Annotated in this window: 19 protein-coding genes; 11 read left to right on the top strand and 8 right to left on the bottom strand. The window is 70.5% G+C overall.

The window, feature by feature from the left end; genetic code table 11:
* Positions 1-7: 7 nt before the first annotated feature.
* Positions 8-778: an AfsR/SARP family transcriptional regulator gene (locus ACLQ3F_RS29795; protein WP_425852879.1), complete on the bottom strand. Its 771-nt coding sequence runs from the start codon at positions 776-778 to the stop codon at positions 8-10.
* Between the two features lie 780 nt (positions 779-1,558).
* Here ACLQ3F_RS29795 and ACLQ3F_RS29800 point away from each other — a divergent pair.
* Positions 1,559-2,095: a DinB family protein gene (locus tag ACLQ3F_RS29800; protein ID WP_425852881.1), complete on the top strand. Its 537-nt coding sequence runs from the start codon at positions 1,559-1,561 to the stop codon at positions 2,093-2,095.
* A 199-nt stretch (positions 2,096-2,294) separates the two neighbouring features.
* Here the strand turns inward: ACLQ3F_RS29800 and ACLQ3F_RS29805 are convergent, their stop codons facing one another.
* The 6 genes from ACLQ3F_RS29805 to ACLQ3F_RS29830 form a co-directional block, all read right to left on the bottom strand.
* Positions 2,295-3,002: an SDR family oxidoreductase gene (locus ACLQ3F_RS29805; protein WP_425852882.1), complete on the bottom strand. Its 708-nt coding sequence runs from the start codon at positions 3,000-3,002 to the stop codon at positions 2,295-2,297.
* A 555-nt stretch (positions 3,003-3,557) separates the two neighbouring features.
* The gene (locus tag ACLQ3F_RS29810; RefSeq protein WP_425852939.1) at positions 3,558-4,577 is read right to left on the bottom strand and encodes an aldo/keto reductase; all 1,020 of its coding nucleotides are present in this window, start codon (positions 4,575-4,577) and stop codon (positions 3,558-3,560) included.
* A gap of 190 nt (positions 4,578-4,767) precedes the next feature.
* Positions 4,768-7,239: an FtsX-like permease family protein gene (locus ACLQ3F_RS29815; RefSeq protein WP_425852884.1), complete on the bottom strand. Its 2,472-nt coding sequence runs from the start codon at positions 7,237-7,239 to the stop codon at positions 4,768-4,770.
* The gene (locus tag ACLQ3F_RS29820) at positions 7,236-7,997 is read right to left on the bottom strand and encodes an ABC transporter ATP-binding protein (RefSeq protein ID WP_425852886.1); all 762 of its coding nucleotides are present in this window, start codon (positions 7,995-7,997) and stop codon (positions 7,236-7,238) included. The genes ACLQ3F_RS29815 and ACLQ3F_RS29820 overlap by 4 nt, the downstream gene beginning before the upstream one ends.
* A 111-nt stretch (positions 7,998-8,108) precedes the next feature.
* Entirely contained in the window at positions 8,109-8,765 is a 657-nt protein-coding gene (locus ACLQ3F_RS29825) for a response regulator transcription factor (RefSeq protein ID WP_355008515.1), read from the bottom strand.
* Positions 8,753-9,976: a sensor histidine kinase gene (locus ACLQ3F_RS29830; RefSeq protein WP_387353872.1), complete on the bottom strand. Its 1,224-nt coding sequence runs from the start codon at positions 9,974-9,976 to the stop codon at positions 8,753-8,755. Before ACLQ3F_RS29830 ends, ACLQ3F_RS29825 begins: the two co-directional genes overlap by 13 nt.
* A 167-nt stretch (positions 9,977-10,143) precedes the next feature.
* Here ACLQ3F_RS29830 and ACLQ3F_RS29835 point away from each other — a divergent pair, with 167 nt between their 5' ends.
* From ACLQ3F_RS29835 to ptsP, 9 genes are all read left to right on the top strand, one after another.
* On the top strand, positions 10,144-10,374 hold the full coding sequence (locus tag ACLQ3F_RS29835; RefSeq protein WP_425852888.1) for a hypothetical protein: 231 nt from the start codon (positions 10,144-10,146) through the stop codon (positions 10,372-10,374).
* Between the two features lie 116 nt (positions 10,375-10,490).
* Positions 10,491-11,252 carry a DeoR/GlpR family DNA-binding transcription regulator gene (locus tag ACLQ3F_RS29840; RefSeq protein ID WP_425852890.1) on the top strand — a complete coding sequence of 254 codons (762 nt, stop codon included), beginning with the start codon at positions 10,491-10,493 and terminating at the stop codon, positions 11,250-11,252.
* A 13-nt stretch (positions 11,253-11,265) separates the two neighbouring features.
* Entirely contained in the window at positions 11,266-12,174 is a 909-nt protein-coding gene (gene pfkB, locus ACLQ3F_RS29845; RefSeq protein ID WP_425852892.1) for a 1-phosphofructokinase, read from the top strand.
* A 60-nt stretch (positions 12,175-12,234) separates the two neighbouring features.
* On the top strand, positions 12,235-13,395 hold the full coding sequence (mtlA, locus tag ACLQ3F_RS29850) for a mannitol-specific PTS transporter subunit IIC (RefSeq protein ID WP_425852894.1): 1,161 nt from the start codon (positions 12,235-12,237) through the stop codon (positions 13,393-13,395).
* A 4-nt stretch (positions 13,396-13,399) separates the two neighbouring features.
* Positions 13,400-13,708, top strand: coding sequence for a PTS lactose transporter subunit IIB (locus ACLQ3F_RS29855; RefSeq protein WP_366609744.1), 309 nt, complete (start codon positions 13,400-13,402; stop codon positions 13,706-13,708).
* A complete protein-coding gene (locus ACLQ3F_RS29860; protein ID WP_425852896.1) occupies positions 13,701-14,135 on the top strand; it encodes a PTS sugar transporter subunit IIA in 435 nt (144 codons plus the stop codon). The genes ACLQ3F_RS29855 and ACLQ3F_RS29860 overlap by 8 nt, the downstream gene beginning before the upstream one ends.
* Positions 14,132-15,172, top strand: coding sequence for a zinc-dependent dehydrogenase (locus ACLQ3F_RS29865; RefSeq protein ID WP_425852898.1), 1,041 nt, complete (start codon positions 14,132-14,134; stop codon positions 15,170-15,172). The genes ACLQ3F_RS29860 and ACLQ3F_RS29865 overlap by 4 nt, the downstream gene beginning before the upstream one ends.
* Positions 15,173-15,181: 9 nt before the next feature.
* Entirely contained in the window at positions 15,182-15,448 is a 267-nt protein-coding gene (locus tag ACLQ3F_RS29870) for an HPr family phosphocarrier protein (RefSeq protein ID WP_425852899.1), read from the top strand.
* Positions 15,441-17,114: a phosphoenolpyruvate--protein phosphotransferase gene (gene ptsP / locus ACLQ3F_RS29875; RefSeq protein WP_425852900.1), complete on the top strand. Its 1,674-nt coding sequence runs from the start codon at positions 15,441-15,443 to the stop codon at positions 17,112-17,114. Before ACLQ3F_RS29870 ends, ptsP begins: the two co-directional genes overlap by 8 nt.
* Positions 17,115-17,263: 149 nt before the next feature.
* Here the strand turns inward: ptsP and zwf are convergent, their stop codons facing one another.
* Positions 17,264-18,757 (bottom strand): glucose-6-phosphate dehydrogenase, encoded by a 1,494-nt coding sequence (gene zwf, locus ACLQ3F_RS29880; RefSeq protein WP_357203553.1) that lies wholly within the window; start codon positions 18,755-18,757, stop codon positions 17,264-17,266.
* Between the two features lie 407 nt (positions 18,758-19,164).
* Between zwf and ACLQ3F_RS29885 the strand changes: the two genes are divergently transcribed.
* On the top strand, positions 19,165-20,016 hold the full coding sequence (locus ACLQ3F_RS29885) for a hypothetical protein (protein ID WP_425852902.1): 852 nt from the start codon (positions 19,165-19,167) through the stop codon (positions 20,014-20,016).
* The last annotated feature ends 43 nt before the right edge of the window (positions 20,017-20,059 follow it).

Raw genomic sequence — 20,059 nt, forward strand, 5'->3', positions numbered from 1 at the left:
GGCGTCCCTATCGGACGCCGGCCAGCACCGCGCCGTCGTTGGCCATCGTCCCGCCAGCGAGCACCGCGCACTGGGCTGCCTGCAGCAGGGGGCCCGGGTCGACACCGAGTTCCTCGGTGAGGATCCGCCGCCCAGCCTGGTAGACGTCGAGCGAGTCGGCCTGGCGACCCGAGCGACACAGCGCGATCATCAGCTGGGCCCGAAGCCGCTCCCGCAGCGGATACCGGGCGACCAGGCCGGTCAGCTCGCAGACCAGCCGGCCGTGCTCCCCGAGCAGGAGGTCTGCCTCCGCGCGGCCCTCCAGGGCCTCGAGCTGCAGCTCCTCCAGTCGTGGCCGTTCGGCTGCCGCCAAGTGGGAGGTGACGTCGGTGAGGGCGTCTCCGCGCCAGAGGAGCAGGGCGCGGCGCAGTTGCGGCGCGGCCCGTTCGGGATGCCCCTGGGCCAGCGCCTGCCGGCCTGCGGTCGTGAGGCGCAGGAATTCGGCGTAGTCGACCCGCAGGTGCTCACTGATCAACCGGTAGCCCCGCCCGACCCGCAGCAGCGGCACCTCGCGGCCCAGCTCGCGGCGCAGCCGGGAGGCGTAGGTGTGCAGTTGTCCGATGGCGGTGGTGGGCGGCCGGCTGCCCCACAGCAGCTCACTGAGCCGGTCGTCGCCAACCGCGCCGTCTCTGGCGAGCAGGAGGACGGCGAGCACAGTGCGGGGCTTGGTGCCCCCCAGGTCGCTCTCCCGCATGGTCGTGGTCTGGCCGCCGGACCGGTCGTCGACGCGCGCTCGCACTGGCCCTAGGATATTTATGTCCATATGTTGTTTTTCCCCCGATTTGCGCACCACGGACCGTCACGCGTTGGCGTCCGTGATCGTTCTGCCGGCCACCGGGCGGCATCGTTGTGAGCGGTGGCGTGCTCACGGTAGGTCGGCGATGGCAAGGGCAGTGGCCTCGCCCGTGAGACACACGCGTCCACTGTGGCGCGATTCGCGGTACATGTCAGGGCGGCTGGTCGGATCGGCGGGAAGGCCGGTTGTGAGAAGGGGGCCGATCAGGTATGCCCCGTCGGTGGGCGACACCGTCCCTGGTCGGCCGACCGCGGGTGCCCTGTCCGGGATCCGTGTCACAGCCCCATGGCCGGCCCGCAACGGGCTCTGGCGACGACCCGGCCGCAGGGGAGATTCGTCCGGTGCCAGGATGCCGGTCCCCGCGCCGGATGCGCACCCGTGGCCCGACATGCGGGAAGTGTTCGACATCCGACAGGAGTCCACCAGGCGGGCGGCGACGCTGGTTCGGCCGTCCGAGCTCGGCACGCCGGGCGGGTCGAGGGCGACGGGACGGCGACCAACTCTCCACTGGGACTGGCCTGAATCCAGGGTGTTGAGCCCAGCCCAGGTGTGGACCTCTGTGGTCTCTGCGCTCAGGTGATTTCCGCAGTGATCATCGCGATCCTCCTCGATACTGGTCGCGGACTCACCGCATAGACGCCCTCAATTCCTCTTGGCGGCCCTCGAATTCGGGGCACCGCAACTCGCTTGACTGGTGCGGTTCGCCCGCGCTTGGGTGGCGCCGTGAGCAAACTGTGGACCACCCCTGAGGACGACCCCAGGACCTTCGGCCAGCCCGTCGGCGAAAAGGCGACCTACCGGGAGTACCTCGGCAACTACCGTCTGACCATAGAGATGAAGTGCGACGGACTGGACGCCGAGCAGCTCGGCCGACGCTCGGTGCCGCCCAGCACCCTGAGCTTGCTCGGCCTGGTCCGCCATCTGGCCCAGATGGAGCACCAATGGTTCCAGCGTGTACTGCAGGGGACCGACGCACCGTGCCTTTACCAGCACGAGGACGACCCGGACTGGGACTTCGGGGGCGCGGTAGCCGATCCAGCGGTGGTGAAGGAAGCCTTCGCGATCTGGAAGGCCGAGATCGCCAGGTCCGACAAGTGGCTCGATGCCCTTGAGGAGGCCGACCTGGGCCGCGAGGTGCCGGTCGAGGGTGGCAGCCACGCCACGCGCGACGTGCTCCTCCACGTGATCGAGGAGTATGCGCGGCACGCTGGCCACGCCGACCTCCTGCGCGAGTGCATCGACGGGCGAACCGGCGTGTGACCCACCGGTCCGGTGGGTCACCACACCCGACTGCCACAAAATGCGAAACGCGCTCTCATGTGTTGATGGTGCTCACGGTGCTTTATGTGCGCCGGACAACTCGCGCTGAACGCATGGGCTGCACCGGAAGCCGGCCGCCGCGTGGGGCGTGCGCCCTCTGACCAAGCCGATTACGCCTGGAGGCGTTGTGCTGGCGACATCACCCGAAGAGGTTGCCGGTGATGTCGGCGTAGAAGAGGGCGGGGTCGCCTGAGAGGGAGGCCTTGACGTTGGCGGTGGGCTTGTCGGCGATGACTTCGATCTTGCCCGCTTCCAGTCCGTCGAGAGCCTGGCTGACCACCTCGTGGGGCGCGAGCTTGGGGATGTCGATGCCGGCCATCATGTCCGTGTCGGCGATCGCCAGCGCCAGGGCGGTGACCAGAGTCTTCTGGCCGGCCAACTCGAGTCGGATGCCGTTCGTCAGGGACCACTCCGCGGCCTTGGAGGCGGCGTAGCCGTTGCTGCTCGGGGCGAAGCTGTACCAGCTCAGCGCCGAGATGACGTTGAGAATGGCACCACCGGCCAGCCTCGGCGCGAAGGTGCGGGTGACGTTGAGGGTGCCCCAGAAGTTGGTGTCGAAGTCGTGGCGGATGTTCTCCAGGGAGGGGCCGAGCAGCGGGGCTTGCGTGGAGGTGCCGGCATTGTTGATGAGGATGTTGAGGTCGCCCACCTTGCCTGCCGCGGCCTCGATGGACGCTGGATCCGTGATGTCCATCTGGAGGGCGACGGCACCGGGGATGTCGATGCTTTCCACGCGACGGGCGGTCGCGTAGACGGTGGCGCCGCGGGCGAGGAGTGCCTCGGCGAAGGCCTTGCCGAGCCCGCGGTTGGCACCGGTCACGAGAGCTGTTGAGCCGTTGATCTGCATGCCACCACGCTAAAACCTCACGCTAACGTGAGAGGCAAGTACTGCGAGGTGGATCACGGCCGGCACGGGTGGCGACCGGCCCCGGCAGCGCGATCGGGAGGCTCCCGCTGACCGGGTTGGCACTGGTCTCAGTGCGACTCCGGCAGCGGGAGCCTTGAAATCAGTCACTCCACCATCTGACCCAGGCCGCCCGGTTCGGAGATCGACCGGGACCGGCCGGTCAGGCGGTCAGGCGGTCGACGGGATGATGAGTTCGTCGGCGACCCAACGCGCGACGTCAGCCGGGTAGGGCGCCGGCAGTGTGAGCACGATGTGCCCGATGCCCGCGCCGATCGCCCTGCCGATGGCGACGCGGGTGAGCCGGGGTTGGTCGTAGGAGACGGGCAGGTTGATCGAGCGGGTGATCGACGCCGGGTCGCGGCCGATGGCGGCGCAGTAGCGTTCCAGCAGGGCGCCGCGGCTGACGGCGTCGTCGGCGACGGTGCGGCGGGTCAGCGGCAGGCGGACGCGTAGGCGTACGTCCGCCTGCCGTCTGGTCGCCGGCGTGCCGAGTGATCAGCGGCGGCGCAGCGCCGGCTCGAGCAGAGCGGGCGGAGTGTCGTTCTTCTCGTGGGCCGCGAGGTCGACGCCGGGAGCCACGATCGCGTCGATCGTGTCGAGCACGTCGGCCGAGAGCACCGTGTCCGCGGCGGCGAGCTGCGAGCTGAGGTGGCCCATCGTGCGGGGACCGATGATCGCGCTGGTGACGCCCGGATGCGCGGTGACGAAGCCGAGCGCGAGTTGGATCATGCTGAGGCCGGCCTCGTCGGCAACCTTCGCGAGCTGCTCGACGGCGTCGAGCTTGGCGCGGTTGGCGGGGATGCTGACGTCGAAGCGATGCTGCATGAAGCCCGAGCGGTTCGTGCTGATCTCCTGGTCGGCGCGGATCGCCCCGGACAGCCAGCCCGACGCCAGCGGACTCCAGGCCAGCACGCCCATGCCGTACTCCTGGGTCGCGGGCAGCACGTGGGTCTCGATGCCGCGCTGCAGGATCGAGTAGTTCGGCTGCTCGGTCACGTAACGGCTCAGACGCCCCTCGCGGGCGGCCCACTGCGCCTGCACGATGCGGTAGGCAGGGAAGGTCGAGGAGCCGAAGTAGCGGATCTTGCCCGCGCGTTGCAGGTCCGTCAGCGCCGACAGCGTCTCGTCGTCGCTGGTCGTCGGATCCCACCGGTGCATCTGGTAGAGGTCGACGTGGTCGACGCCGAGGCGGCGCAGGCTGTGTTCCAGCGCGGTGACCAACCAGCGGCGCGAGCCGCCCCGCTGGTTGCGCTCGTCGCCCATCGGCAGCGTCGCCTTGGTGGCCAGGATGACGTCGTCGCGGCGGCCGGCGATGGCCCTGCCGACCATCTCCTCGGACTGGCCACCGCTGTAGGCGTCGGCGGTGTCGATGAGGTTGATCCCCGCATCGAGCGCGCCGTTGACGATGGCGGCGACGTCCTCCTGGGTGGTGTTGCCGATCTTGCCGAAGTTCATTGCGCCGAGTACGAGCGTGCTGACCTGCACACCAGTGCGACCCAAGGTGCGGTACTGCATGACTGTTACTCCTTCAGACACGTTCAACGTCCACGGTTTGGTGGCAGCCCGCCCGGTTCAGCGTGCCCGGCAACCGGAGCGGTGTTCCGGTAATCAACATACGGAACGACGTTCCGGATGCCAAGGAGAGTGACGGAGGTAACGCGACGTAGCCGTCAGACGGCGCGTCGTCACTCCCGCGTCCGGACGTCTACTCCTTCACACCGATGTTGTCGATCGGAGGGGCGCTGAGCAGCCGTCGAACCGGCCACACGGTGGTCGCCAGCGCCAGCAGCGTCGTGCCGCCGAGCACCGCCACCCATCCGAGCGGCGGGACGTACGGGATCGGGCTGCCGGTCAGTCCGTTGACGATCGCGCTCAGGGTCAGCGCCGCGATCGTCGCGCCGATCAGTACCGCGGTGCCGAGCAGTCCGGCCTGTTCGGCCTGGACCATCCTCCGAATCTGATGACGGGTGACCCCGACCAGTTGGAGCAACGCCAACTCGCGGCGGCGGGCCAGTGCGGCCATCACCATCGTGGTGGCCGCGGCCAGGGCCGCGTACCCCACCATCACGCCGATCAGCAGCCGGTTCAGCCAGGCGCCGAGCGCCAGATCGGTGCTGATCAGGCGGGTACGGGTGGCGGCGTCGAGAATCTCGGCACCTGGATGCTCAGCCGACCATGTGACCAACGCGGTGTCGGCGTCCGGGCCGGCGCTGACGAGGACCTCGTCGTTGGTGTCCCCGGCCGTGTGCCCGGCGACCGTCTCGGCGGCCAGCGTGACGTCGCCGAAGCCGAGGCCACGGCCGTAGATCGCGATGACGTCCAACGTAACCGGCGTGCCGTCGCCCAGCCAGAGTTCCGCCTGATCGCCGACGTCCCAGCCGGACGAGGACGCCTGCGTCGCAGACAGGGCGACAGTGCCCTCGCGCAGGTCGGCCAGGTTGCCCTCGCGGACGTCGAGGTCCATCGTCGACGTGATGCCCGCCGGGTCGACCGACTGCGCGTTGACCGGCTCGATTCCGCCGAGCACCCGCATCACCACCTGCGTACCGTGCACACCAGTGGCCGCCTGAACCCCGGCCAACTCGCGGATCTCGCGCGCCGCGTCCGCCGGCAGCCCACCGGGTGCGACAACTACCCGCTCGGCGAGGGTTCCCGCGCTGCTCTGCGTGGTGGTCTGCCGTTCCAGGTTGGTCTGTAGGAACCAGACCGAGCCGCCGAACCCCACGGACAGCACGAGGGCGGTCAGGACGGTCGCCATGCCCTGCGCGTTGGCTCGCAGATTGGCCGCAGCCAGGTAGCCGCTGACCCTCCACACCCTCGGCAACAACGGTGTGAGCAGGCGTGCCGCGTACACGTTGATCCTCGGTGCGAGCAGCGCCACCGCGATGACGAACAGGTACAGCATGCCGACCGCGCCGGCCAGCGCTCCGGTCGACCCGGCGGCGCCGAGCGTGAACGCCCCCGAGGTGCCGGCAGCCGCCAGCGTCAGCACGCCGGCGATCAGCCGCACCCGGCCGCTACGCCGAGGCTCGACAGCGATCTCGCCGAGCGCCTCGATCGGCTTGATCGCGGTGACCCGGCGTCCGGCGACCACCGCGGCGAGCACGGCCACGAGGACCGCCGTACCGACCGCGGCCGGCACCGCGAACAGGCCGCCGGCCATCGGGAAGCTGGCCGGCACGAACCCCCGCCCGACCAGTTCGCCGTGCACCCAGCGGGCCGCCAGCAGGCCGGCCGGGCCGCCGATCGCAGAGCCGACCAGGGCGAGCAGCGCGGCTTCGGCGACCAGCATGCGGCGCACCTGGCCCGGCGTGGCCGCGACCGCGCGTAGTAACGCCAGGTCACGTCGACGGTGCCGGACGGACAGCCCGATGGTGCCGGCCACCACGAAGACGATCAGCAGGACGACGTACCCCCCGAAAGCCGATCCGGCCGTGACCAGCAACGTCTGGGCGGCCTGGTTCTCCGACTGCTCGACGTTGCCACGGTCTTTCCCGGCGTATGTCGTGGCGCCGGCCTCCGACGCGATCTCGCGTAGGGCGCCGAGGTCGGCGCCGGGCGCCATCCGCACGCCGATCGCATCCACCCGGCCCGGGTGGGCGGACAACCGGGCGGCCTGCGCGTCGGTGAAGAACACCGCCGCCGAACCGGTCTCGGCGGTTCCGCTCACCCGGTACGACCGGCTGACCCCGCCGACGACCAGGTCGATGCGGTTGCCGGGTGCCCCGCCGAACCGGGTGTCGACAAGCACCTCGTCGTCGGCCCGTGGCGCGGCACCCGCGGTGATGGGACGACCGGTGAAGGCGTACGTGTCCCAGCCGTGTCCCACGGCAGCGGGTGAGCCGATGACCACCTTCTTGTCGCCGGTGACGGCCGTGACGCCCGGCACCTGGCGGATCCGGTCCACCACTGCCGCGTCCACAGTGCCGCCCTCTGGCAGCGTGACGGTGCTCGTGGTGGTGTCGCCGCCGAACTCCTTGAACGTGTGGCTGACCGTGCGGTTGGCGACGACCACGTCGGCCGAGGCCCAGAGCCGTGGCTCCGCGCGGAAACGCAGCCCGGACTCGACGAGGGTGCCCATCGCCACCAGGATCAGCACGCCGGCGATCAGGGCCAGCAGTGTCGCGGCGGCGGGTCCGGCGCGGTGGCGCAGCAGGCGGGCGGCGAGACCGATCATCGCAGTACCCGCCGATCCAGCGACGCCAGGTGCTCGGCGATACGGGCGGCTCCCAGCTGCGGAAGGTCGGCGACGATCGCACCGTCGGCCAATACGAGCACCCGGTCCGCGTACGAGGCGGCGATCGGATCGTGGGTCACCATCACCACGGTCAGCCGGTGTTCGTCCACGACCGCGCGCAGCAGCGTCAGCACCTCCGCCGCGGTCCGCGAGTCGAGGGCGCCGGTGGGCTCGTCCGAGAAGATCACCTCCGGGCGGGTGGCCAGCGCCCGGGCGATCGCCACCCGCTGCTGCTGGCCGCCGGAGAGCGCGGCCGGCCGGTGGTGCAGTCGGTCGGTGAGGCCGACCCGCTCGACCACCCGGGTCAGCCAGGCCCGGTCCGGCCGGACGCCGGCCAGGCGCAGGGGCAGCACGATGTTCTCCTCGACGGTGAGCGCGCCGATCAGGTTGAACGCCTGGAAGACGAACCCGATCCGGGTACGACGCAGCTCGGTCAGGCGGGTCTCGGACAGCCCGGACAGGTCGGTGCCTCCGATGACCACCCGACCGGAGGTGGGCCGGTCGAGCCCGGCCGCGGTCTGCAGCAGCGTGCTCTTGCCGGAGCCCGAGGGGCCCATCACCGCCGTGAAGGTGCCCCGTTCGAAGCTGACATCGACGCCGGCAAGCGCAGTCACCTGGTCAACGCCGGCGTCGTACACGCGGGTGAGGTGTTCGACGCGTACCGCCGGTGCGATTGTCTGTTCCGGATAATCCGGCATTCTGGTGGCCTCTCTCCGTGTCATCGGCAAGAACTGCGCGCACCAGAAACGCTATTGACGTGGGAGAACGGCAACCATCCCGCGGGCTGCCAGGTCCGGGTACAGCAGGCGCTACCGCCGATCGCCGTCCAGGTAGCGCAGCACGGCGGTGACCCGGCGGTCGGCACTGTCGTCCGGTGGAAGCTGAAGCTTCGAGAAGATGCTGCGGATGTGCTTGTGCACCGCGCCGTCGGTGACGAACAGCCGCTCGGCGATAGCGCTGTTGCCGAGCCCCTCGGCCATCAGCCCCAGCACCTCACGCTCACGCGGTGACAGCTCGCTCAGTGCCGTGTCCGTCCGGCGGTTGCGGGCGAGCAACTGCGCCACCACCTCCGGGTCGATCACACTGCCGCCGTCCGCGACGCGGTGCAGCGCGGTGAGGAACTCCTCGACCCGGCCCACCCGCTCCTTCAGCAGGTAACCGAGCCCGACGGCGCCGACCGAGAACAGGTCGGTGGCGAACGCCTGCTCGACGTACGCCGACAGGACCAGTACCGCGAGGCCGGGACGGCGCCGCCGGGCCTCCACGGCGGCGACGATGCCCTCGTCGGTGTGGGTCGGCGGCATCCGTACGTCCACGATCGCGACGTCCGGCGCGTGCTCGTCGACGGCGACCAGGAACTCGCCCGGAGTGCCGGCGGTGGCGACGACGTCCAGATCCTCCGCCCGCAGCAGCAGCGCCAACCCCTCACGCAGCAGCGGGTCGTCCTCGGCGATCACGATCCGCATGGCAGCTCCACGTCCATTCTCGTCGGCCCTCCCGGCGGGCTCGTCAGCGTCATCCGGCCGTCGTACGCCTCGACCCGCCGGCGGATACCGGTGAGCCCGGAGCCACGTGTCTCGTTCGCGCCGCCGTGCCCGTCGTCCTCGATGCTCACCAGCAGCCGGCCGCGCTCGCGGCGCACGGCCACGTCCACCTGGCTCGCACCGCTGTGCCGGACGACGTTCGTCAGCGCCTCGGCCACCACGAAGTACGCGGTGGCCTCGACCGAGGCCGCGCACCGCACAGCCACGTCCACCTCCAGTCGGCAGGGCACCGCGCAGCTGCTGGCCAGGCCCGTCAGCGCACCGGCGAGACCCCTGTCGTCCAGCACCGGCGGCAGGATCCCGCGCACCACCGTACGCAGCTCGCCGAGTGCCTGTTCCGCGGCGTCCTGCGCCTGCCCGAGGATCTCGTCGGCGCGGTCCGGATTGCGGCGCACGGCCCGCCGCGCAGCGCCGAGCAACACGTTGACCGCTACCAACCGGTTCTGGGTGCCGTCGTGCAGCGACCGCTCGATCCGGCGCAGTTCGACCGCGTGGGCGTCCAGCGCCGCGGCGCGGGTGGCGGTCAGCTCTGCCACCCGCAGTGACAGGTCGACACCCGGCGGTGGAGGCAGCAGCCACCGGCCCGGCCATGCCTGGAGGCGGGCCAGGACCGGGCTGAACCAGATCGCGGCGGCCAGGCAGCCCACCCCGAGCACCCCGACCCAGAGCGCGTCGGACAGGCCATCGATGTGCCACCAGACGATCCCCGGCGCGGCGTCGGGGGGGACCAGCCGGTACCACAGCGGGAAGGTGCCGTCCTGCACCGCATAGAGCGGCAGCGCGATGCCGACCAGCCCGGTCACCAGGCCGACGAGCGAGTACAGCGCGACCCAGCCCAGCTCCCGGCGTACGAAGGGATCGCGCGTCGCCGTCCGCAACCCGGCCGGCACCGGACCCGGCGTGGGGATCGGCTCGCCCCAGCGGGACAGCCGGCTCCGCTCGCGGTCGCTCACCCAGCGCACCGCCCGCAACGCGCCCGGCGCCGCCAGCAGCCCCACCCCGCCCAGGCAGGTCACCGCCACGATCGCCGCCCAGAGCAGCGCGCCCAGCGCCAGCGTGGCGGTGCCCAGCCCTCCGACGATGTGCTCCAAGGCGTCGACCGAGGCGCGAACCCGGCCCCGCACGTACGCCATCGACCCACCTCCACCGCCAACATAGGCCACCGTAGGCCCCCCCCGGCGACGTCGGGGCGGAAGGTACAGCCTGCTGTACCACTGTCGTCGAGCTGGCGGGATCGTCTCCGCCGCGCCGCGTCCCTAGCGTTGACGGCGTCAGGAAACATTCGCCGAAGGAGGCAGTCATGACCGATCCGTACCGCATCACCGAGGCCCCGGTCGCCGCACCGAAAAGGCCGGGTGGCCTGCTGCGCCCGCTGCTGTGGCTGGTGCTCTTCGTCAGCGCGGCGGCCAACGTGGTGCTCTCGACCGCAGCGGACAACCAGTGGGTCAGCTCGGCGTTCGGCCTGGTGGCGATGCTCAGCGCGGTCGCGCTGATCGTCCACCACCGCCGTAACCGGACGCCGAAGTCGTAGGGACACCAACCTCATCACCGTCGCGCCGGGTGTGGGTCCCTGTGGTCGATCTCTTGACTTCCCTCACAGTCGGGCGTAAACAAAGCACAAGCAAAAAGAAACGGCGGTGAAACAACATGTACGCCGAGGAACGACAGCAGGAGATCCTTCGCATCGCCCGGGACGTGGGCCGGGTCGAGGTGACCGGCCTGGCCGATGGGCTAAACGTGACGTCGGAGACCATCCGCCGCGATCTCACCATCCTGGAGCGGGCCGGGGTGCTGCGCAGAGTCCACGGTGGAGCGATTCCCGTCGAACGGCTCGGGTTCGAGCCCGCGCTGGCGGCGCGTGACGCGGTGCTCATCGAGGAGAAGGAGCGCATCGCCAAACTCGCCCTGAATGAGGTGCCGGAGGAGGGCGCGATCATCCTCGACGCCGGCACCACGACCGCCCGGCTGGCCCAACTGCTGCCGGTCGACCGTGAGCTGACCGTCGTGGTCAACTCGCCGGTCATCGCCACGACCCTCGGTACCTATGCCAACCTCAACGTCCTGCTGTTGGGCGGACGGGTCCGCGGGAAGACCCTGGCGACCGTCGACGACTGGGCGCTGTCACCGTTGGCGGACCTCTACGTTGACGTCGCGTTCATCGGCACCAACGGCATCTCTGTCGAGCGCGGGCTGACCACCCCGGACCCGTCCGAGGCGGCGGTGAAGCGAGCGATGGTCCGTGCCGCCCGGCGCACGGTGGTGGTCGCCGACCACACCAAGCTCGGCAACGACTATCTGGCCCGGTTCGCTGAGCTGGCCGACGTCGACCTGCTCATCACCGACAACCGTGCCGACCTCGACCTGGTCGGTGACCTGGAGTCCACGGGCGTTCGGGTGGCCCGCGCATGAGAGCGGGCCGGGCATGATCGTCACCGTCACCCTCAACCCCAGCCTCGACCGAGCCGTGGAGGTCGGCTCACTCACCCGGGGCGAGGTCATCCGGGCTGCCACCGCTCACCTCGACCCCGGCGGCAAGGGGGTCAACGTATCCCGTGCCCTGCTGGCCAACGGCGTGCCGTCGGTGGCGGTGCTGCCGTCCGGCGGTGACGAGGGAAACCAGCTCATCCGCCTCCTCAAGGCAGAGGGTGTGGAGGTTCTCGCGGTCTCCATCGCCGGAAGGACCCGTTCCAACATCACCCTGGCCGAGCCCGACGGCACGGTCACCAAGATCAATGAGCCGGGCCCGACCCTGCGCCGCGCCGAGTTCGACGAGGTGATCAAAAGTGTGCTCGCCCGTGCCAGGGGCGCCGACTGGGTCGTGCTGTGCGGCAGCGTCCCGCCCGGCCTGCCCGCCGACGCCTACGCGCAGTTATGCCGGAAGCTGCGCGCCGCCGATGTCAGGGTCGCCGTCGACACCAGCGGTCCTGCCCTACGCGAGGCCGCCCTTGCCGGAGCGACAGTGCTCAAGCCCAACCGCGACGAACTGGCCGAGGTGGTCGGCAGCCCACTGAAGGACCTCGGCGATGTGGTTGATGCCGCTCAGTGCCTGCGGGCATGGGGCGCCGGCACCGTCGTAGCCAGCCTCGGCGCCGACGGCGCCGTCCTGGTCGACGCCGAAGGGATCCGCACCGGCACCTGCCCGGTAGCCCGGCCCCGTAGCACCGTCGGTGCAGGCGACGCGCTGCTCGCCGGGTTCCTCGCCGCGGGCGCACAGGGTGCCGCGGCCCTCGCCGAAGGCCTGGCCTGGGGCGCCGCCGCGGTGAGCCTGCCCGGCAGCCGGATGCCCGGTCCAGCGGACCTGCTCCGCCACGACGTCACCATCCACCCCTAGCCGGACGAGCTTTCTCCCCCGCAGCCGTCTGGACCGCCCCTCGATGAAGGAGATACCCCCGTGACCTCCTCTTCCTACACACCAGAGGTGAAAGGTCAGGGCCTCAAAGCCACCGTGCAACGCCTCGGCGGCTACCTGGCCGCGATGGTCATGCCCAACATCGGCGCGTTCATCGCCTGGGGCCTGATCACCGCACTGTTCATCCCCACCGGCTGGATCCCCAACAAAACCCTGGCCGAACTGGTCGGCCCGATGATCAGCATCCTGCTACCGGTGCTCATCGGCTACAGCGGCGGCCGGCTGGTCCACGGCCAACGCGGCGCCGTCGTCGGCGCGGTGGCGACCATGGGCCTCGTCGTCGGCGCGGATGTGCCGATGATCCTCGGCGCGATGATCATCGGGCCGCTCACGGCGTATGTCCTCAGGCTCTTCGACGGTCTGATCGAAAACAAAATCCGTCCCGGCTTCGAGATGCTGGTCGACAACTTCAGCGCCGGCATCATCGGTGCCGGGATGGCCATCGGCGGTGTCTACGGCATCGGCCCCGTGGTCGAATGGCTCACCAAGCAAGCCGGCTCGGGCGTCGACTGGCTCGTCGGCAAGGACCTGCTGCCGCTGACCTCGGTACTCGTCGAACCCGCCAAGGTGCTCTTCCTCAACAACGCCATCAACCACGGCGTCTTCGGCCCGCTGGGCATCGCCGAGGCGGCCGACAAGGGCAAGTCGATCCTGTTCATGATCGAGTCGAACCCCGGCCCCGGCCTCGGTCTGCTGCTCGCCTTCATGGTCTTCGGCCCCCGCGCGCTGCGCCCCAGCGCCCCGGCCGCGATCATCGTGCAGTTCCTCGGCGGCATCCACGAGATTTACTTCCCGTACGTGTTGATGAAGCCGAAGCTGATCCTCGCCATGATCGCCGGGGGTGCGGCCGGCGTCGGCACCTTCGTGATCACCGGTGCCGGCCTGGTCGCCACCCCCTCGCCGGGCAGTATCTTCGCCTACCTCGCCGTCACCCCCAAGGGCGGCCACTTCGGGGTCATCCTCGGCGTCGTGATCGCCGCCGCCGTCACCTTCGCGGTCGCCTCAGCCCTGCTCGGCTTCGGCCGCGGCGAGCCCGCCGCGGACGCCGTCGGCCCGGACGAGGAGACGGCTGTCCGTCCAGACGAGGAGAGGGCTGTCGACCCTGACGAGACCCTCCACAAGTCGGCAAAGCAGGAGGTCTGAATCCATGCCCACCATCAACGGCACCGAGATCAAGAAGGTCGTCGTCGCCTGCGACGCCGGCATGGGCAGCAGCGTGATGCTGGCCAGCCAACTTCGGCGGCAACTGGCGAAGAACGCGGTGACCGTCGAGCACACGCCGGTCAACTCGATCCCGGCGGACGCGGACGTGGTCGTCTGCCACCAGGGGCTCGCCGCGCGGGCCCGGGTCAGCGCACCCGACACGGTCATCGTGCCGATCCAGGTGTTCATCGGCGACCCGGCCGTCAGCAGGGTCGTGAACGCGGTACAGCGCGGCGGTGAGCTGAGTGGCTGAACTGCTGGCCCGTGACGCGATCCGGCTCGACGAGCGGGCCGGATCGCGGGACGAGGCGATCAGCCGCTGCGGCGCGGTACTCGTCGAGATCGGCGCGGTCGCCCCGGCGTACGTCGACGCGATGCTCACCCGCGAGCAGAGCGTCTCCACGTACATCGGAGAGGGCGTCGCCATCCCGCACGGCACGCTGAACAGCAAGGAGTCCGTCCAGCGCGATGCCCTCGCGGTGCTGCGCTTCCCCGACGGCGTCGACTGGGACGGCTTCGACGTACGGGTCTGCGTCGCCATTGCCGCTGCCGGCGACGGGCACGTGGACATCCTCGCCCAGCTCGCCTCGGTGCTGATGGACCCCGCCCAGGCGCAGCGGCTACGCGAGTCGACGTGCGTCGATGACGTCATCACCATCCTCGAAGGGAAGCCCTCGTGAAGGTCGTTCGATTCCACGCGCCTGGTGACGTCCGCATTGAGGACGCGCCCGAGCCCACGCCGGGCCCCGCCGAGGTGAAGATCCGCGTCCGCGCCTGCTCCACCTGCGGCACCGACGTGAAGATCTCCCGCTTCGGCCATCACCACATCGCCCCGCCGCGCGTCATGGGCCACGAGATCGCCGGTGAGATCAGCGAAGTCGGTGGCGACGTCACGGGCTGGCGGCCGGGGGACCGGGTTCAGGTCATCGCCGCCATCCCGTGCGGTACGTGCGCCGAGTGCCGGCGCGGCCGGATGACCGTGTGCCCCAACCAGGTGTCGATGGGATACCACTTCGACGGCGGGTTCGCCGAATACCTGGTCGTGCCGCAGAACGTCCTCGCCGTCGACGGACTCAACCGCATCCCCGAGGGGCTCAGCTTCGCCGAGGCGTCCGTCGCCGAGCCCCTCGCCTGCGTCCTCAACGGCCAGGACCTCGCGGGTGTGGGGGAGGGCGACGACGTGGTCGTCGTCGGCTCCGGGCCGATCGGCTGTCTGCATGTGCGACTGGCCCGTTCACGCGGCGCGGCCCGGGTGTTCCTCGTGGACCTCAACCGCGAACGCCTCGACCTGGCCGCCAACCTGGTCCAGCCGGACGCGGCGATCTGCGGCGCCGAGACCGACGTCGTCGACGCGGTGCTCAAACTCACCGAAGGCCGGGGTGCCGACGTCGTCATCACCGCCACGGCCGCCGGCGTCGCCCAGGAGCAGGCGGTGCAGATGTCCGCGCGCCAGGGGCGGATCAGCTTCTTCGGCGGCCTGCCGAAGGACAAGCCCGTCATCTCCCTGGACTCCAACCTCGTGCACTACCGCGAGCTGACCATCGTCGGCGCCAACGGCTCCAGCCCGGAGCACAACAAGGAAGCGCTCCGACTCATCGCTGGCGGCGCCGTGCCGGTCGCCGACCTCATCACCCACCGCCTGCCGCTCGACCGCACTCTCGACGCCTTCGGCATCGTGGCGCGCGGCGAAGCGATCAAGGTGACGATCGAACCCTAGGGGGATCCGTTGCCCAGCAGAACAGTCCTCGTCGGCTCCGCCAGCGGGCTGCACGCCCGCCCGGCGGCGCTGTTCGTCGCCGAGGCGGCGAAGCAGCCGGTGCTGGTCACCATCCGCATCGGCGACAAGAAAGCCGTGCCGGCCCGCAGCATGCTCGGCGTGCTGTCGCTCGGCGCCAAGAAGGGCACCGAGGTCACCCTGGAGGCGGACGGCGACGACGCCCAGGCCGCTGTCGACACCCTGGCCGACCTCCTCGAACGCGACCTCGATGCGTGAACTCCGAGGGATCGGGGCCAGCCCCGGTGGTGCGGCGGGGCCGGTCTACCGGCTGGCCCCGCCTCCGGCCCTGCCGCCGTTGGCGCAGACCGTTGATCCCGAAGCCGAGAAGATCACCGTCCGGGCCGCGGTCGTCGCCGTCGCCGCTGACCTGACCCGTCGCGCCGACACCACCGTGGACGCGGCCGCCGCCGAGATCCTGCGCGCGCAGGTCATGATGGCGCAGGACGAGACGCTCATCGACGCGGCCGACATCGCCATCGACGACGGCGCCGACGCCCCGCACGCGATCACCGACGTGCTCGCCGGGCACCGGGCCGCCTTCGAAGCCGCGGGCGGGTACCTCGCCGAGCGGATCAGCGATCTCGACGACCTGCGGGACCGCCTCGTCGCGGCGTGCCTGGGGCAGCCGATGCCGGGCGTGCCGGACCTTGGCCATCCGTACCTGCTCATCGCCCGCGACCTGGCGCCCGCCGACACCGCCGGCCTCGAACCGGGCCTGGTGCTGGGACTGATCACTGCCGAGGGCGGGCCGACCAGCCACACCGCGATCCTGGCCCGGACACTCGGTATCCCGGCCGTGGTCCGCTGCGCGGGCATCCTGGACGTGACCGACGGCGCGTTGGCCAGTCTCGACGGCGCGAGCGGTGTCGTGGTGGCCGGCGTCTCCGCAGAGACGGTGACCGCCGTCAACGCGGAGCGGCTCGCCGAGATCGAACGCCGCGCCCGCTCTCAGGGCCCCGGGCGGACCGCGGACGGTCATCCCGTCGCGCTACTGGCCAACATCGGCTCCGTCCGCGACCTCACCGGCGAGGTGGAAGGGGTCGGCCTGTTCCGCACCGAGATGCTCTACCTCGACCGCAGCGACCCGCCGTCGTACGAGGAACAGGTCGCCGCGTACCGCGACGTCTTCGCCGCGCTGCCCGGTCGCAAGATCGTTGTGCGTACCCTGGACGCCGGCGCCGACAAGCCGCTGCCGTTCCTGCGGCTGGCCGAGGAACCCAACCCCGCGCTGGGCATCCGTGGTCTGCGGGTCGCGCGGCAGGCACCGTCCGTACTCACCGCGCAGTTGGCCGCGATCGCGGCGGCGGCTGCGGCGACGGACGCCGACGTGTGGGTGATGGCGCCGATGGTCGCCACGGCGACGGAGGCGGCAGCGTTCACCGAATCCTGCCGCGAGTACGGCCTGGCGACCGCCGGCGTGATGATCGAGGTGCCGGCCGCGGCCCTACGCGCCGACCAGGTGCTGTGCCACGCGGACTTTCTCAGCGTCGGCACCAACGACCTCAGCCAGTACACGTTCGCCGCTGACCGCATGTGCGGCGACCTCGCTGACCTGCTCGACCCGTGGCAGCCCGCGCTGATCGCGCTCCTCGCCTCCTGCGCGGCAGCGGGCGTCGAGGCGGGCAAGCCAGTCGGCGTGTGCGGAGAGTCCGCAGCGGATCCGCAGTTCGCCCTGGTGCTGGCTGGCCTGGGCATCACCAGCTTGTCCATGGCGCCCCGCAGCATCCCGACGGTGCGCGAGTCCCTGGCCGCGCACACCCTGGACGAGTGCCGCCAGATCGCCGAGGCGGCCCTTGCCGCTCCCAGCCCGGAGGCAGCACGGACCGCGGCGGCCAATGCCTCGCGTCAGCTCCGCCTCGGCGACGGTGCGTCCGTGCGGTGAGCCGGTCACGGTCGGCGGCGATTCGTCGGTCAGATCCTCCAGCCCTGGGGAAGCACGATGCCGGCCGGGCACTGAGAGGACCGCGCTGCGCATCGATGGTGAGACCAAGCAATCGGCCCGGCAGCGCGGTCACACTCGGTGTGGCAGGGTCACGCGGAGTTGCGCCACTTGCGGCCGTGCCGGCCGATGAGTCGGTCGGCGTCGGTCGGCCCCCAGGAGGCGGCCTCGTAGGTGGGGATCGGCGAGTTGTCCTTTTCCCAGTGGTCGATGATCGGGTCGACGATCCGCCAGCACTGCTGCACCTCGTCGCTGCGGATGAAGAGCGACGCGTCGCCGATCAGCGCGTCCAGGAGCAGCCGCTCGTACGCCTCCGGGGACTCCTCGACGAACGTCTGGTCGTAGGAGAACTCCATGGTGGCGGTGCGGACCCGGAAGGAGTGGCCCGGCACTTTGGCGCCGAAGCGCAGCGAGATGCCCTCGTTCGGCTGGATCCGCAGGATCAGCGCGTCGGCATCGAGGCCGGTGAGCTGATCGGTCGGGATCGGTAGGTGGGGCGGTCGCTGGAACTGCAGTGCCACCTCGGTGAGCCGGGCCGGCAGGCGCTTGCCGGTGCGTACGTAGAACGGCACCCCGGCCCAGCGCCAGTTGTCCACGTTGAGCCGCATCGCGGCGTAGGTCTCGGTCCGCGACAGAGGGTCGACGCCGGTCTCCTCGCGGTAGCCGGCCATCAGCTCCTCGCGTGTGCCGCCCCGGGTGTACTGTCCCCGGACCGCGGCCTCGGCGATGTCCCGGTCGGTGGGGAGCCGGATCGCCTGCAGCAGCTTCACCTTCTCGTTGCGCAGGCCCTCAGCCTCGAATGAGGCCGGCGGCTCCATCAGCGCCAGCGCGAGGACCTGGAGCACGTGGTTCTGGACGATGTCCCGCATCGCGCCGGCGTCCTCGTAGAAGCCGCCGCGGCTGCCGACGCCGAGGGTCTCGGCGACGGTGATCTGCACGTGGTCGACCCAGGAGCGATCCCAGATGGGCTGAAAGATCGAGTTCGCGAAGCGCAGCGCCAGCACGTTCTGGACGGTGTCCTTGCCCAGATAGTGATCGATACGAAAGACCTGGTGCTCGTCGAACGCGCTGTGCACGACGCCGTCGAGCTCGCGGGCGGTGGCCAGGTCGCGTCCGTACGGCTTCTCGATGACCAGGCGGGAGAAGGAGCCTTCGCGTGGCTGGTTGAGCCCGACACCGGCCAGTCCGTTGATCACCGGCTCGAAGGCCCCGGCGGGGGTGGACAGGTAGAAGAGCCGGTTGCCGGACGTGCCCCGCTGTGCGTCCAGCTCGTCGAGGGTCTCCACGAGCCGCTTGTAGGTCTCCGGGTCGTCGTAGCCGCCGGCCACGTACCGCACGCCGCTCTGGAGCTGGCGCTTGCTGGCGAGGGTGCGTGCACCGAGGGCGCTCTCGGCGAACTGCTCGTCGGTCATCGACGTACGCGCGACGCCGACCAGCGCGAACTGGTCCGGGAGCCGCTCATGCCGAGCCAGGCTCTCGATTGCGGGCAGCAGCTTACGCCGGGTCAGGTCACCGGAGGCACCGAAGATCACCAGCGTGGCCGGCGGGGCACTCCGCTCCTGAATGAGCTGAGAAGCGTGGTCCATGGTCTGCGTTCCTCCGGGCACAAGGGGTGTGGGATTGGGGGCTGTCCTGCCAGGACTTGTGCGGCGATGGCGGTGTCCGGGGGCCACATCGGCGTGGCTCGTTGGTCGTGGAGCTTGAGCCTCGCATGCCGGGCTGACGGGTAGCCCTCTCGGTGTCGGGATGCGGTGCGGTCTGCCGGCGTACGAGATGGTGGTACGAATGATCGTCGCCAGGTAGCGCGCGGAGGTCAACCGGCAGCCGCCGGCGGCGGCGCCGGGGACCGCCAGGGTGCGGCTACGGCGTCGCGCTGGTCCGGTGGTGGTGATCCATCCTGATGCCAGCGGGTGGGATCTCGTCGAGGACGGCTGGTCATCGCCCAGTACGCGGAACGGTTGTTCTTACGGCTTCGTTACGGGCGGCGATCTGGGTGCACGAGGCGTTCCTGCTGTACAGGGCGGCTGCGGCGAGCGAGGGGGACGTCTGGACGGTGGGCCTCGGAGTCCACGGCGAGCCGTACGCCGGACATTTCAACGGCCAGACCTGGACGGGACACACGCCGTTGGGCGCCTCTACGGGGCCTTCCACGCTGCTGGACGTGGCGGCCACCGGCGGTGGGCGGGCGGTGTTCGTCGGCCACGACGGCTCCGGGCCGCTCGTCCTCGAAGGCGACACCCGTCAGTTCAACCGGGTGGCGGTGCCGGGGACGGAGCAGCACAACGGTGTCCTGCGGGCGGTTTCCAGCACTCAGGACGGCAGCCTGTTCGCCGCCGGCGATCGCTACCTCGCCGACGCCCCCTACCCGCAGCCCATGATTGTGCAGCGCATCGGCGGTGCGTGGCAGGTGGCGGCACTGCCGTCGACTCCCAGCACCCAACTGACGGGTGTGTGGGCCCGCTCGTCGACCGACGCCTGGGCCGTCGGCACGCAGGACTACGACACCGCTCCCAAGCCCGTCATCCTGCACTGGGATGGTCGAACGTGGCAGCGGTTGGCCGGACCGGCGTCTGCTGGCCGGGCGTACGCCGTTGCCGGTGATGCGAACGGCAATGTTTGGATCAGTGGCACGAATCCCATCCCTCCGTACATCGAGTACCCGGGCACGCTGTTGCTGCGCTTCACCGGCGGCCGGTGGAGTGTGGAGTACGGGCCGAAGGTCGGCGGCGGTGACCCGCACCTTGATGCCCTGGCGAACGTCCCGGGCAGCTCGTCCTTCTGGGGTAGCGGCGCCGCTTCGCGCAACGGCCTCGGCATCGCCGGCGTCATCGAACGGACCAGGTGACCGAGAACCCATAAGCAGCGGTACGGAGTGTGTCAAGGGCGCC

Source organism: Micromonospora sp. DT15, from assembly GCF_049841475.1.
Taxonomy (GTDB): Bacteria; Actinomycetota; Actinomycetes; order Mycobacteriales; family Micromonosporaceae; genus Micromonospora.